The sequence below is a fragment of the Bordetella pertussis 18323 genome, assembly GCF_000306945.1.
Taxonomy (GTDB): domain Bacteria; phylum Pseudomonadota; class Gammaproteobacteria; order Burkholderiales; family Burkholderiaceae_B; genus Bordetella; species Bordetella pertussis.
In genome coordinates, this window is record NC_018518.1 from 3,210,977 (window position 1) to 3,223,448 (window position 12,472).

A 12,472-nucleotide genomic window follows, 5' to 3' on the forward strand; every position below is an offset into this window, starting at 1 on the left:
CAACGCCCCAGCAAGCGGCGTGCCCGACGCTCGCGGAAGATCCGCGATCCGGCGACGGCTATCGAGCGCCGGCGTTCACTGCCGTCTGGGCGCAACCAACGGATCGAACTCCCCGCGCGCGATGGTCTCGACAATGGCGGCGCGTTGCTCGGCCGCGCGCTTGAGGTTGGCGACGGTGGGTTTCATGCGCAGGCGCCGCACGCAAGTCCTGCCCTGGTAGACGAAGCTGATTTCGATCGAGGATTCGGATGCGGGCCGCACGCCTTCGAACTTGCCGCTCATGCGTGCCCCGCCTGTTCGTCGAAGCATTCGAGCAGCGCCTTGACGCGGGCGCTGCGGCCCTTGCGGCCGGGCACCAGCAGCATGACGGGCGCGCTGTCCAATTGCCAGTGCGGCATGACGCGCACCAGCGCGCCGCGCGCCGCGCGCCACCGCGCCTTCGGCGTCCCATTGCGAGCGCACCACCAGGCCCAGCCCCTGCTCGGCCCAGGCGCGCGCCACGTTGCCATCGTTGGATACGTAGGCGGGCGCGATGCGCACGGTCTCGGCCGACTTGCGGCCCGCTGCGCCGGCATCCGCGCGGCGGAAACGCCACAGGCTGGCGTCCTCGTCGTTTTCGCGGATGCAGATGCAGCGATGATGGAGTAGGTCGCGCGGTTCGCGCGGCATGCCGTGGTCTTGCAGATACTGCGGGCTGGCGCACAGCCAGCGCTCGTTGTCGGCCAGCCGGCGCGTCACCCACGAGGAATCGCGCACCGCGCCGATGTGCACGACGGCGTCGGCGTCCTGGTGATCGGGCCAGGGCGTTTCGCGCAGATCGAGCTGCACGCGCAACTCCGGATGGCGCTGCGCCAGCCGCGCCAGCACCGGCGCGATATGCCAGCGGCCATAGCCGAACGGCGCGGCGACCCGCAGCGTGCCGGTCAGGCGGCTGTCGTCGCGCCGCAGCGATTCGGGCAGCGCCTGCAATTGCGCCAGCAGGGCGGCGGCCTCGCGGGCCAGGCGCTCGCCTTCGGGCGTCAGGCTGAGACGGCGCGCGCTGCGCACCGCCAGCGCCAGGCCCAGGCCGGCCTCCAGCTTGCGCAGCCGCATCGACAGCGCCGGCGGCGTCACGTTCAGCGCGCGCGCCGCGGCGCTGAGCGACGGCGCCTGCGCCAGGGCCGCGGCCAGTTGCAGGTCCTCGATTCTGAGCATTCAGTTCTGCTTAACGATTGATGAAGAATCATTAAATCATGCAGATGGCTGGCTGTCCTATAGTCGATGCATTCCCCCACCTGGAGCGATCCATGTCCATCGCCACGCCAACGGGCTATCCGCGCGCCGTCCTGTTCGACCTGCTGACGGGCCTGCTCGATTCATGGACGGCGTGGAACGCCGCCGCGGGCTCGGAGCCCGCCGGCCGCGCCTGGCGCGCCGAATACCTGCGCCTGGCGTACGGCTGCGGGCGCTATGTTCCCTACGAGCAACTGGTGCGCGAGGCCGCGCGCGCCACCGGCCTGCCCGAGAGCGCGCCCGCCGCGCTGGAGGCCGGCTGGCATGAACTGCCTGTCTGGGACGACGCGCGCGCGCTGCTGCGGGCGCTGCGTCCGCACTGCAAGCTGGCGGTGGTGACCAATTGCTCGCGCGACCTGGGCCGCCAGGCCGCCGGCCTGCTGGGCGTCGATTGGGACGCGATCGTGACGGCGGAAGAAGCCGGCTTCTACAAACCCGACCCGCGCCCGTACCGCATGGCCCTGCAGGCGCTGCAGGTGCCGGCCGACGCCGCCGCCTTCGTGGCCGGCTCCGGCCACGACCTGTTCGGCACCGCCGCGGTGGGGCTGCGCACATGCTGGCACAACCGCCTTGGCCTGGCCCGCCCGCAAGGCGCGCCCGAACCCGAGCTGCAATCCGCGACGCTGGCCGCCGCGCTGCCCTGGCTGCAGGCGTTCCGGCCTGCCGTCCGCTGACCCGAATTTCCGATCCATCCGCACACCATGACCACTACCCACGCCCACCCGCTCGATACCCTCGACACGCCCGCCGCCATCGTCGACGTGGCGCGCATGCAGCACAACATCGCCCGCATGCAGGACCGCATGAACGGGCTGGGCGTAAGCCTGCGCCCGCACGTTAAGACCAGCAAATGCACGCCGGTGGCGCTGGCGCAGCTGGCCGCCGGCGCGCATGGCGTAACCGTATCGACGCTGAAGGAAGCCGAACAGTTCTTCGCCGCCGGCATCACCGACATCCTGTACGCCGTGGGCATGGCCGAGCATCGCCTGCCGGCGGCGCTGGCGCTGCGCCGGCGCGGCTGCGACCTCAAGATCATTACCGACAACGCCGGGTCGGCCCGCGCCATTGCCGACTTCGGCCGTGCCCACGACGAAGTGTTCGAGGTGTGGATAGAGATCGACACCGACGGCCACCGCTCGGGCATCAAGCCGGAGGAAGCGGCGCTGCTGGCGGTGGGCGCGGCGCTGCATGAGGGCGGCATGCGGCTGGGCGGCGTCATGACGCACGCCGGCTCGAGCTACGATCTGGATACTCCCGAAGCCCTGGCCGCCATGGCCGAGCAGGAACGCGCGGGCTGCGTACGCGCCGCCGAGCGCCTGCGCGCCGCCGGCCTGCCGTGCCCGGTGGTCAGCGTCGGCTCGACGCCCACGGCGCTGTCGGCCGCGCAGCTGCAGGGCGTTACCGAAGTGCGCGCCGGCGTCTACGTGTTCTTCGACCTGGTGATGCACAACATCGGCGTGTGCCGCGTCGACGAGCTGGCGCTCAGCGTGCTGGCCACCGTGATCGGACACCAGGCCGACAAGGGCTGGGTCATCGTGGACGCGGGCTGGATGGCGATGAGCCGCGACCGCGGCACGCAGAAGCAAAAGCAGGATTTCGGCTATGGCCAGGTCTGCACGGCGGATGGCGCGCCGCTGGCGGGTTATACGCTGATCGGCGCCAACCAGGAACACGGCATCATGGCCGGCGGGCCGGCCGGCGAGGATGTGACGACGCGCTTTCCGGTGGGCATGCGGCTGCGCATCCTGCCCAACCATGCCTGCGCCACCGGAGCGCAGTTCCCGCAATACCATGCGCTGGAAGCCGACGGCGGATTGCAGGCCTGGGAACGCGCGCACGGCTGGTAGCGGCCCGCGCCCGCCTGGCTGCCCGCCGCGCAATACGCTATGCTCGACGCGCGCCGCCGTTTTCGCCGGCGCAGCGCCGTACCCAGCGTAGTCACACCCCGTAGTCACACCCTCATCCTTCCATCATGCGGAGAATATCCATGAGCGGCTACTTTGTACTCAAGGCGAGCGGTACGCAGTACATGTTCAATCTGCACGCGGGCAATCACGAAATCATCCTGACCAGCGAACGCTACACCAGCAAGGCGTCGGCGCAGGATGGCATCGCGTCGGTGCAGAAGAACGCGCCCGATGACGCGCGTTACCAGCGACTGACCGCCAAGGACGGTTCGCCCTATTTTTCGCTGACGGCGACCAATGGGCAGTCGATCGGACGCAGCGAAATGTACAAGACCACCCAGGCGCGCGACAACGGCATCGCGTCGGTCAAGTCCAACGCCCCCGGGGCGCCCACCAAGGACCAGACCCAGGCCTGAGCCGCCGCGTCCACCCATGAAAACCCCGCCAGGCCTGCGCCGGCGGGGTTTTTCACAAGGGTGCGCTTGCCTGGCTACTTGATGCCGATGAACGGCAGGGCCGCGCCCGGCACCTGCGTGGCCGGCAGCACGCCGTCCCACTTTTCCACGGCGTTCAGGCTGACCAGGTTGGTATTGGCGACCAGCGCCTCGGCCTTGGCGCGGATCGAGGCGGCCTCGGCCTCGCCGCGCAGGCGGATGCCGTCGGCTTCGGCGGTGAACTGCTGGCGGCGCGCATCGGCTTCGGCCTTGGCCTTGACCACCTGGATCTCGGCGGTGATCATGGCCGTCTCTTTCTGCTGGCGGGTGGTCTCGATCTGCACCTGCGCCAGCATGCGCTGTTCGATCGAATGCTCATACGCCTTCGAGAAACCCACTTCCTCGACCTGCACGCCGACGATCTGCACCGGCGCGCCGTCCATGGCCGAGAGCACCGCCGCATTCACGTCCACGCCCAGCTTCTGGCGCTCCTGGATGGCGCGCACCGCGGTGTAGCGGCCGAACACATTCTTGACCGCGTCGGGCGTCTTGCGCTCGAGCACGCGCATCTGCAGGTTGCTGATCGTGCCGTACTCGGCGTACAGCTCGGCCACGTGCTCGGCCGGCACCCGGTAGGTCACCGACACGCGCAGCGTGGCGGGCTGCTGGTCATAGCTATAGGCTTCGAGGTTCTCGAAGATGAAAGTGTGATCCCGCACCGACACGGTGCTGACCGAATCGATGAAGGGAGTCTTGAAATCGAGCCCGGGCTCGGAAACGCGCACCAGCTTGCCGTTGCGCAGCACCACGCCGCGTTCGCCCTGGTCCACCTGGAACCACGAGCTGAAGGCCAGCATCAGAATCAATACAAACAGCACGCCGGCGCCGGCGGCAAGTTTGGCGTTACGCGGGATCACTCGATTTCTCTCCGTTGGGTTTTCCGGGCCTTTCTATCGGCCAGCACGGCGGCGATGCCGCGCGCCAATAGATAGGCCACCACAGCGGCCCCCACCAGGATCAGGAAATACCTCATGGCAAGCCCTCCGAATATTGCGCGGACGCAATTCTATCCGGGGCTTGCCGCAACACACGACAAGATGAGTTGAAACGCAACAAGAATTGACACCACCCCCCTTCGACGCCGCACGTGGCGGGGGTTCGCGGGCGCACGGCGGCCCGGTCAGGCGCCGTCGAGTTCGGGATAGTGGCGGAAAATGCCGTCGCCAAAGGGCAGCCGGCGGTCGCTGGCCAGGTAGCCGCGCAATTCCGGCAATTCGGCCACGCGCGCATGCAGCGTCATCAGCCGCGGATAGCGGTGCATCAGGGTGCGCATGCGCCGCGGAAAGGCATGCAGCAGGCCTTCGACCACGTGATACAGCGACAGGTCGGCGTAGCTCCAGCGGCCCATGTCGGTGAGCCAGCCGCCCGGCCTGTCCAGCGCCTGCTCGAAGTACTGCATGAACTTCGGCATGCGCGTCTCGCGGAAATCGGCGGCCCGGCGCAGCGCCACGTCCTGCTGGTCTTCGTAGTAGAGGCCGGCGGCGACCGGATGGTGCACGTCGTGCGCTTCGGCCGTCAGGTCCGCAATGGTGAGCTGCAGCTGGTTGACCCACAGGCGGCCGGCGCGGTCCGGCGGCGCCAGGCCGTGCTCCACGCCCAGGAACAGCAGGATATTGGCCGTCTGCGCGATGGTCATGCCATCGGCGACCAGGTAGGGCGGCGCAAACGGCGCCGTGTCGCGCCGGCGCCGCATGTCGGCCAGCATGTCTTCGCCGGGCTCGCGGGCGCGGTCGCGATACGGGATCTTGCCCGCCTCCAGCGCCAGCCGCACGAACTCGCCACGGCCGGGTATGCCGTCCCAGTACCAGAGGTCGTAAGCCATGGGTGCTCCTTCCGGGTCGCGATATGCCTGTTGTAACGCAAGGCGCGGCGCCGGCGAAAGTGTCCGCCCGCCTTAACCCCGGTTGAACGATAGGTGCAGCGGGGCTGAAGGCCGCCGCGCCGCCCGCGGTTTATAGTCGGGCCTGCCCCCATTTTCTGGAAAGCCGTCCATGCCTGCCTCGACCGCCCCTGCCCGCTATCTTGCGCCCGACACCCTGGCCCGGCCGGGCGGCCACTACAGCCATGCCTGCGTGGCCAACGGCATGGTGTACGTGTCCGGGCAGCTGCCGATCGGCCCCGACGGGACCAAGCTGGCCGACGCGCCCTTCGAGGCGCAGGCGCGCCAGGTGCTGGACAACGTGGCGGCCGCGCTGGCGGCGGCCGGCAGCGGCATCGACCGCCTGGTCCAGGTGCGCGTGTACGTGGACAGCGTGGAGAACTGGCCGGCCTTCGACGCCATTTACGCCGAATGGGCGGGCGCGGCGCGCCCGGCTCGCGCGGTGGTGCCCACCGGGCCGCTGCATTACGGCTTCAAGGTGGAAGTGGAAGCCGTGGCGCTGGCGTGAAGCGCGGCTAGGTGTGAAGATTCAATAGGTTGTATGCATGGTTCATCCGAACCGGATTTGAGAAACTGGAAATCGCCGATCCCCCAGTTCACTCAAGGAGCCCGGCCGGATGAACACCCATAAGCATGCCCGATTGACCTTCCTACGTCGACTCGAAATGGTCCAGCAATTGATCGCCCATCAAGTTTGTGTGCCTGAAGCGGCCCGCGCCTATGGGGTCACCGCGCCGACTGTGCGCAAATGGCTGGGCCGCTTCCTGGCTCAGGGCCAGGCGGGCTTGGCCGATGCGTCCTCGCGCCCGACGGTCTCGCCCCGAGCGATTGCGCCGGCCAAGGCGCTGGCTATCGTGGAGCTGCGCCGCAAGCGGCTGACCCAAGCGCGCATCGCCCAGGCGCTGGGCGTGTCAGCCAGCACCGTCAGCCGCGTCCTGGCCCGCGCCGGTCTGTCGCACCTGGCCGACCTGGAGCCGGCCGAGCCGGTGGTGCGCTACGAGCATCAGGCCCCCGGCGATCTGCTGCACATCGACATCAAGAAGCTGGGACGTATCCAGCGCCCTGGCCACCGGGTCACGGGCAACCGACGCGATACCGTTGAGGGGGCCGGCTGGGACTTCGTCTTCGTGGCCATCGATGACCACGCCCGCGTGGCCTTCACCGACATCCACCCCGACGAGCGCTTCCCCAGCGCCGTCCAGTTCCTCAAGGACGCAGTGGCCTACTACCAGCGCCTGGGCGTGACCATCCAGCGCTTGCTCACCGACAATGGCTCGGCCTTTCGCAGCCGCGCCTTCGCCGCGCTGTGCCATGAGCTGGGCATCAAGCACCGCTTTACCCGACCTTACCGCCCACAGACCAATGGCAAGGCCGAACGCTTCATCCAGTCGGCCTTGCGTGAGTGGGCTTACGCTCACACCTACCAGAACTCCCAACACCGAGCCGATGCCATGAAATCCTGGCTACACCACTACAACTGGCATCGACCCCACCAAGGCATCGGGCGCGCTGTACCCATCTCCAGACTCAACCTGGACGAATACAACCTATTGACAGTTCACAGCTAGTCTGTCGTTCGCCCGATTGCAGGCGCGCCTGCTCGACACCTACACCGATCAAGGGCACCGGCCGATACTCGATGCCGTACTTGAAGCCGCTGGGATTGCGGCGATAGCGGCCGTCGTCGAAGTAATCCACCTGCGCTCCCCGCCAGCGGAAATACTGGGCGTTGAGAGCCAACCCCTGCACCGCTTCGGGACGCGCCGTAAAGCCGACATCCCAGCCCGCCGCGCGGGACGTTCCTCGCGCCGTTCGGCGCGCTTGGCGGCCTTCCAGCCAGACAGCGGCGCATAGACGTTGCCATAAAGGGTGAACTGCGGCGCGACGGCTTCGGCGCCCAGCGAGCCGCGCAGATGCCGCTTGCCCACTTCGTAATCGAGAAAGGCGTTGCCGCCGAGGATCAACGACGCCCCAGCGGCGCTGCGCGCGACCACGCCCGCGTTGATGGTTGGACGATGATTCTGGTTATGCCCTCCCAGTTGCAGCAGCAGCGCGCGGTCCTGGTCGAGATGCAAGGCATCGATGGTGCGCACGTCCACGGCGACATCGCGCCCAGAAAAATCGTAGTTTACGTTGCCCTCCAAGCGCCGCAGCCATGGCAATCCGGTTTCATTGGCCCACTGCACCCCTTGCTGGACCAGCACATTGGCCTGCGCCTGGCTGCGCAGGAACTGGCCGTCCAGGCTTGCGCGCCCATCCCTGGCGCGCCCCCGGCCTCGCGCGCTTGCGCCACGAATCGTCTGGGCCACCCGCGTTTCGACCGCCCCGGGCTGCGCAACAGCGTTGGAAGCCGCGTCGGCGACCTGGGTGGCGGAGAACGTCGGCGCGCCTTGTCCATATGCCACCGGTGCGGCCGCCTGCATTGCCAGCACGGCGCTCATGCCCGCCGCTCCGGCGCGATGGCGCCTGTACCAGTGGCGGCGCCCCCTTGCCGGAAGATGCGCCCGCGTCAGTTTTGGGATCAAGTTCATGTCCATACGCCGTTCTCGCGTCGAGGCATGCCAAGCGCAGGCGCAAAACGTCCCTGCCGGTGCGCAAGCGCTACCGGGTGCGTGGCAATATCAGAAGGAATTCAACGGTCGGGGGCTGCACGCTGATCGGCGTGCTTGCGGCGTGCGAAAAACGGTACCGCGCCTAACCGAACCGAATCTCGGCGCAAGAATCTTCCTGCGTGCGGCCAAACGTAAGCAGCCGGCGCGTATTGTCGTGTAGGAAATTTCCTTTTCGCGCGACCTGTCCCACACGGGTGCGGTGCGATGGGGTACGAAACCCCTGCGACGGCGGCCATGCGGCCGCCGCCTTCAAGCGAGGTATGCGCCCGCTACGCGCCAGGCGCGAAGGCCCGGTCGAGCACGTCGAGTTCGGCCTGCAGCCGCCTGGTCAAGGCCTCTGCGGCCGGTAGCATCGGCGCGCGCATCTCGTTGCGCAAGCGCCCCTGGCTGGCCAGCAGCGCCTTCAGCGGCGCCGGATTGGGTTCGGCGAACAACAGCCGGATCACGGGCGCCAGCGCCAGGAACAGGCGCTGCGCCTGGCCCAGTTGCTGCGCGCGCACCGCGCGGTGCATCGCCACGAACAGGTCCGGCCGTACATGGGCGGCGGCAGCGATCATGCCGGTGCCGCCCAGGCACAGCGTGCCCAGCCCCTGCAGGTCTTCGCCCGCCAGGACCGCCATGCCGCCGTGGGCGATCAAGGCCAGCGTCTTGTCCACCGAGCCGCCGCAATCCTTGACGGCGGCGATGTTCGGATGCTCGGCCAGCGCCAGCAAGGTGGCGGTGTCCAGCTGTGCGCCGGTGCGATACGGAATGTCGTACAGGATGAGCGGCGCGGGCGCCAGTACGCCGGCCAGCGGCCGCTCGCCCAGCCGCGCCAGGCGCCGCAGGACATGGTCCTGGTGATTGCCGGCCAGACCCATGGCCACGGGCAGCGCGCCAGCCTCCTCCAGCACGGCGTCGAGCACCGCGAGCTGTTCGGCCTCGTCCAGCGCGGCTGCCTCCCCGGTGCTGCCACAGGCAACCAGGCCATCGACGCCGGCGGCCTTGTAGTCGCGCACCAGCCTGCGCAAGGCAGGCAGGTCGACGGCGCCGTCGGCGAACGGCGTCACGAGCGGAATCCAGATACCCTGGAACGGAGATTGAGCGGGATATTGCATGGGCACTCCTGAGGTGCAAGGTTGACCGTTGTCGACCGTTCAGGTGTGCGTGGATCAGGGAGGGGATGCGCGCATGGCCGCGCGCCGCCGGGCTTGCCGCTGTTCCGTCGCCCATCTGACGGAACAGCAAGCTCCGGTCAGATGAGCGGCTGTTTTTTGGCTTTCAGCACCACGCACGCCGATGCCGCACCGAAGGTACAGGCAATGGCAACGCGGACGCGGGGCTGGAACATGGGCAATATGTGAATCAACAGTAGGCGCAATCTACCCAGCGCCGGCCAGGCTTGTCAATCGGCGGACCCCAGGCTGTGCAGGAAAACCTCGCACAAGGCTTCCATGCCGGCGCGGTCCTCGTCGTCGAAACGGCCGGGCAGCGGACTGTCGACGTCCCAGACGCCCAGCAGGCTCCCCTTGTGCACCAGCGGCACCACGATCTCCGCGCGCGATGCGGCATCGCAGGCGATGTGGCCGGGGAAAGCATGGACGTCCGGCACGACCTGGGTGCGCCGCTGGCTGGCGGCAGCGCCGCACACGCCGCGCGACAGGGCGATGCGCACGCAGGCCGGCTTGCCCTGGAACGGTCCCAGCACCAGCTCCTGGCCATCATGGAAATAAAAGCCCGCCCAATTGATGTCCGGCAGCGCCTGGTACACCAGGGCGCTGAAGTTGGCGGCGTTGGCGATGCGGTCGTGCTCGCCGGCCAGCAAGGCACGCGCCTGCGCGGCCAGTTCGGCATAGAAGACGGGCTTGGATACGGTGGAGATAGGGGTGGCGTCAAACATGTGTGCATTTGTAACTGTACTGGCGGGAATCGAACCAACTGATTTTAGAAGGCCGCAATAGGGGCCGGGGCGACAGCGCGGCGTTGTGGGACAATCAGCTTTTGCAGCATGTTTCTTACCCTATTTCAAGACCATTCCATGGACAAGCCTTTCGAACCCGAGTGTTCCTTTTCGGAACGCGCCAAGCAGCTCACCAGCTCCGCTATCCGTGAAATCCTCAAGGTCACGGAACGACCCGAAGTCATTTCGTTCGCCGGCGGCCTGCCGGCGCCCGGCGGCTTTCCGGTAGAAGTGGTACAGGCTGCATTCGACAAGGTCTTGGTCACCAATGACCGCGCCGCCCTGCAATACGGCCCCACCGAAGGTTATGCGCCCCTGCGTCAATGGGTGGCCGACGACCTGAATGCCGCGGGCGCCAACGTCACGGCCGACCAGATCCTCATCGTGTCGGGCTCGCAGCAGGCGCTCGACCTGCTGGGCAAGGTGCTGATCGACAAGGACAGCCCCATCCTGGTCGAGGATCCCAGCTACCTGGGCGCGCTGCAGTCGTTCAGCCTGTACCAGCCGAAGTACGTGCCGATCCCCACCGACGACGGCGGCCTGGTCCCCGAGGCGATCACGGCCGAACTGGCCGAGGGCGCGCGCTTCCTGTACGCGCTGCCGAACTTCCAGAATCCCACCGGCCGCACGCTCAACCTGGAGCGCCGCAAGGCCCTGGTGCGACAGGCCGCACAGTTCGGCGTACCCATCATCGAGGACGATCCCTACGGCGAGCTACGCTACGCCGGGGAACCGCAACCCGGCCTGCTGGCCCTGGCCGGCGAATGCGGCGCCACCGTCATCCGGCTGGGCACGTTCTCCAAGGTGCTGGCGCCCGGCCTGCGCCTGGGCTACATCGCCGCGCCGCGCAACATCATCAACAAGCTGGTGCAGGCCAAGCAGGCCACCGACCTGCACACGCCCACGCTCACGCAGATGGCGGTCTACGAAGTCGTCAAGACCGGCTTCCTGGCCGAGCACCTGCCGCGCGTGCGCGAGATCTACCGCGTGCAGGGCCGCTGCATGCTCGAAGCCATCGAGCGCGAATTCCCTGCATCGGTCAGCTGGACCAAGCCCGAGGGCGGCATGTTCATCTGGGTCACGCTGCCCGAGCACATCGACAGCACCAAGCTGCTGGCGCAGGCGGTCGAGCAGAACGTGGCCTTCGTGCCGGGCGGCCCCTTCTACGCAGGCACGCCGCGGCAGAATACGCTGCGCCTGAGCTTCGCCACGGTGCCGGAAGCCAAGATCCGCGAAGGCATCGCCATCCTGGGCAAACTGCTCAAGGCAGCGATCTGACCTGAGTCACCGTCCCGGGACGGCCGGCGCAAGCCGGCCGTTTTGTTTATGCTTGCAGTTTCACCATCCGTCCATTTCGTCAGCCCGTGAGCGCATCGCAGCAACAATCCGTCGACCTCAACGACATCGTGTTTACCGATTGGGTGGAGCGCTGGCTGCCCAGGCCATGGCGCCCCTATGCGCGCCTGTGCCGGCTGGACCGCCCCATCGGCACGTGGCTGACGCTGCTGCCGTGCATCGCCGCGCTGGTGCAGGCCGCCGGCGGCCTGCCCGACCTGCGCCGGCTCCTGATCTTCTCGCTGGGCGCCCTGCTCATGCGCGGCATCGGCTGCACCGTCAACGACATGTGGGACCGCGACATCGACAAGCACGTCGAGCGCACGCGCTTCCGGCCGCTGACCAGCGGCCAGCTCAGCATGCGCCAGGCGGTGGCGTTCCTGATCGGCCAGTTGCTGGTCTGCGCCTCGCTGCTGTTCTTCATCAACGACATGAGCCGCTGGCTGGCCGTGGCCGTGCTGCCCTTCGTGTTCATCTATCCGTTCTGCAAGCGAGTCACCTACTGGCCGCAGGTCGTGCTGGGCATCTGCTTCAACTGGGGCATGCTGATGGCCTGGTCCGACACGCAGGACCACCTGCCGCTGGCGGCCATCGCCATGTGGCTGGGGGCCGTGCTGTGGCAGGTCGGCTACGACAGCATCTACGCCTATGTGGACGTGCGCGATGACCGCAGCCTAGGCCTGCACTCCACCGCCATGCGCTTCGGCGAGCAGGGCATGCTGTGGATCGGCGGCTTCTACGCCGCCACGCTGGCGCTATGGACCTGGGGCGGCTACGCCATGGGCCTGGGCTGGGGTTATTTCGCCGGTATCGGCGCCGTGGCCATTCACCTGGCCTGGCAGCTGCGCGAGTTCGACCTGCAGCGTCCCGAGCGCAACTTCAAGCTGTTCCGCGCCAACCTCTGGACCGGCGTGCTGCTGATCGCGGCGGCGCTGGCCGGCACCCTGCCGTACTGACCCTTCCCTCGCGGTACCTGGCCCGCCCGGCCCTGCCCGGGCGGCGCGCTCGCGCCCGCAAGACGCGTTCCCAACTCC

General features: G+C 67.9%; 14 protein-coding genes and 2 pseudogenes. 7 read left to right on the forward strand and 9 right to left on the reverse strand.

The window, feature by feature from the left end:
* Positions 1–75 precede the first annotated feature (75 nt).
* Positions 76–309 (reverse strand): Arm DNA-binding domain-containing protein, encoded by a 234-nt coding sequence (locus tag BN118_RS15040; RefSeq protein ID WP_306316876.1) that lies wholly within the window; start codon positions 307–309, stop codon positions 76–78.
* Positions 279–1,194, reverse strand: a pseudogene (locus BN118_RS15045) (LysR family transcriptional regulator). Before BN118_RS15045 ends, BN118_RS15040 begins: the two are co-directional and overlap by 31 nt.
* A 92-nt stretch (positions 1,195–1,286) precedes the next feature.
* Here BN118_RS15045 and BN118_RS15050 point away from each other — a divergent pair.
* The 3 genes from BN118_RS15050 (at position 1,287) to BN118_RS15060 (ending at position 3,595) form a co-directional block, all read left to right on the forward strand.
* On the forward strand, positions 1,287–1,946 hold the full coding sequence (locus tag BN118_RS15050) for an HAD-IA family hydrolase (RefSeq protein ID WP_014905991.1): 660 nt from the start codon (positions 1,287–1,289) through the stop codon (positions 1,944–1,946).
* Positions 1,947–1,973: 27 nt separating this feature from the next.
* A complete protein-coding gene (locus tag BN118_RS15055; RefSeq protein ID WP_010929856.1) occupies positions 1,974–3,119 on the forward strand; it encodes a DSD1 family PLP-dependent enzyme in 1,146 nt (381 codons plus the stop codon).
* A 140-nt stretch (positions 3,120–3,259) separates the two neighbouring features.
* Complete coding sequence (locus BN118_RS15060) at positions 3,260–3,595, forward strand: YegP family protein (protein ID WP_003807743.1); 336 nt, start codon at positions 3,260–3,262, stop codon at positions 3,593–3,595.
* 74 nt (positions 3,596–3,669) lie between these two features.
* On the opposite strand, the gene BN118_RS15065 is transcribed toward BN118_RS15060, so the two are convergent.
* Together BN118_RS15065 and BN118_RS15070 are read right to left on the reverse strand one after the other, a co-directional pair.
* Positions 3,670–4,530 (reverse strand): prohibitin family protein, encoded by an 861-nt coding sequence (locus BN118_RS15065; RefSeq protein WP_010929855.1) that lies wholly within the window; start codon positions 4,528–4,530, stop codon positions 3,670–3,672.
* 263 nt (positions 4,531–4,793) lie between these two features.
* On the reverse strand, positions 4,794–5,495 hold the full coding sequence (locus BN118_RS15070; RefSeq protein ID WP_010929854.1) for a glutathione S-transferase: 702 nt from the start codon (positions 5,493–5,495) through the stop codon (positions 4,794–4,796).
* Between the two features lie 169 nt (positions 5,496–5,664).
* Here BN118_RS15070 and BN118_RS15075 point away from each other — a divergent pair, with 169 nt between their 5' ends.
* A complete protein-coding gene (locus tag BN118_RS15075; RefSeq protein ID WP_003807740.1) occupies positions 5,665–6,060 on the forward strand; it encodes a RidA family protein in 396 nt (131 codons plus the stop codon).
* Here BN118_RS15075 and BN118_RS21080 read toward each other — a convergent pair.
* On the reverse strand, positions 6,018–6,152 hold the full coding sequence (locus tag BN118_RS21080) for a hypothetical protein (RefSeq protein WP_257792197.1): 135 nt from the start codon (positions 6,150–6,152) through the stop codon (positions 6,018–6,020). The genes BN118_RS15075 and BN118_RS21080 overlap by 43 nt on opposite strands.
* A gap of 17 nt (positions 6,153–6,169) precedes the next feature.
* Between BN118_RS21080 and BN118_RS15080 the strand changes: the two genes are divergently transcribed.
* Positions 6,170–7,120 carry an IS481-like element IS481 family transposase gene (locus tag BN118_RS15080; protein WP_005012067.1) on the forward strand — a complete coding sequence of 317 codons (951 nt, stop codon included), beginning with the start codon at positions 6,170–6,172 and terminating at the stop codon, positions 7,118–7,120.
* On the opposite strand, the gene BN118_RS21085 is transcribed toward BN118_RS15080, so the two are convergent.
* The 4 genes and pseudogenes from BN118_RS21085 to BN118_RS15095 form a co-directional block, all read right to left on the reverse strand.
* Positions 7,080–7,301, reverse strand: coding sequence for an inverse autotransporter beta domain-containing protein (locus BN118_RS21085; RefSeq protein ID WP_269447108.1), 222 nt, complete (start codon positions 7,299–7,301; stop codon positions 7,080–7,082). The two genes, BN118_RS15080 and BN118_RS21085, sit on opposite strands and share 41 nt — an antisense overlap.
* A 77-nt stretch (positions 7,302–7,378) precedes the next feature.
* Positions 7,379–8,089, reverse strand: a pseudogene (locus BN118_RS21090) (inverse autotransporter beta domain-containing protein); the annotation flags it as partial.
* A 344-nt stretch (positions 8,090–8,433) separates the two neighbouring features.
* Positions 8,434–9,261, reverse strand: a complete 828-nt coding sequence (locus BN118_RS15090) for a 4-hydroxy-tetrahydrodipicolinate synthase family protein (RefSeq protein WP_023852861.1) — start codon at positions 9,259–9,261, stop codon at positions 8,434–8,436.
* 287 nt (positions 9,262–9,548) lie between these two features.
* The gene (locus tag BN118_RS15095; RefSeq protein WP_010931591.1) at positions 9,549–10,043 is read right to left on the reverse strand and encodes a GAF domain-containing protein; all 495 of its coding nucleotides are present in this window, start codon (positions 10,041–10,043) and stop codon (positions 9,549–9,551) included.
* 138 nt (positions 10,044–10,181) lie between these two features.
* On the opposite strand from BN118_RS15095, the gene BN118_RS15100 reads away from it, so the two are divergent.
* Both BN118_RS15100 and ubiA read left to right on the forward strand, forming a co-directional pair.
* Positions 10,182–11,381, forward strand: a complete 1,200-nt coding sequence (locus BN118_RS15100; protein ID WP_010931590.1) for an aminotransferase-like domain-containing protein — start codon at positions 10,182–10,184, stop codon at positions 11,379–11,381.
* 86 nt (positions 11,382–11,467) lie between these two features.
* Positions 11,468–12,394: a 4-hydroxybenzoate octaprenyltransferase gene (gene ubiA, locus BN118_RS15105; RefSeq protein WP_010931589.1), complete on the forward strand. Its 927-nt coding sequence runs from the start codon at positions 11,468–11,470 to the stop codon at positions 12,392–12,394.
* Positions 12,395–12,472: the final 78 nt, after the last annotated feature.

What these genes read in the sequence shown, in the direction of transcription:
- BN118_RS15040 (WP_306316876.1), bottom strand. Translation starts at nt 309, where the DNA reads ATGCTTCGACGAACAGGCGGGGCACGCATGAGCGGCAAGTTCGAAGGC.
- BN118_RS15050 (WP_014905991.1), top strand. Translation starts at nt 1,287, where the DNA reads ATGTCCATCGCCACGCCAACGGGCTATCCGCGCGCCGTCCTGTTCGAC.
- BN118_RS15055 (WP_010929856.1), top strand. Translation starts at nt 1,974, where the DNA reads ATGACCACTACCCACGCCCACCCGCTCGATACCCTCGACACGCCCGCC.
- BN118_RS15060 (WP_003807743.1), top strand. Translation starts at nt 3,260, where the DNA reads ATGAGCGGCTACTTTGTACTCAAGGCGAGCGGTACGCAGTACATGTTC.
- BN118_RS15070 (WP_010929854.1), bottom strand. Translation starts at nt 5,495, where the DNA reads ATGGCTTACGACCTCTGGTACTGGGACGGCATACCCGGCCGTGGCGAG.
- BN118_RS15075 (WP_003807740.1), top strand. Translation starts at nt 5,665, where the DNA reads ATGCCTGCCTCGACCGCCCCTGCCCGCTATCTTGCGCCCGACACCCTG.
- BN118_RS15080 (WP_005012067.1), top strand. Translation starts at nt 6,170, where the DNA reads ATGAACACCCATAAGCATGCCCGATTGACCTTCCTACGTCGACTCGAA.
- BN118_RS15090 (WP_023852861.1), bottom strand. Translation starts at nt 9,261, where the DNA reads ATGCAATATCCCGCTCAATCTCCGTTCCAGGGTATCTGGATTCCGCTC.
- BN118_RS15095 (WP_010931591.1), bottom strand. Translation starts at nt 10,043, where the DNA reads ATGTTTGACGCCACCCCTATCTCCACCGTATCCAAGCCCGTCTTCTAT.
- BN118_RS15100 (WP_010931590.1), top strand. Translation starts at nt 10,182, where the DNA reads ATGGACAAGCCTTTCGAACCCGAGTGTTCCTTTTCGGAACGCGCCAAG.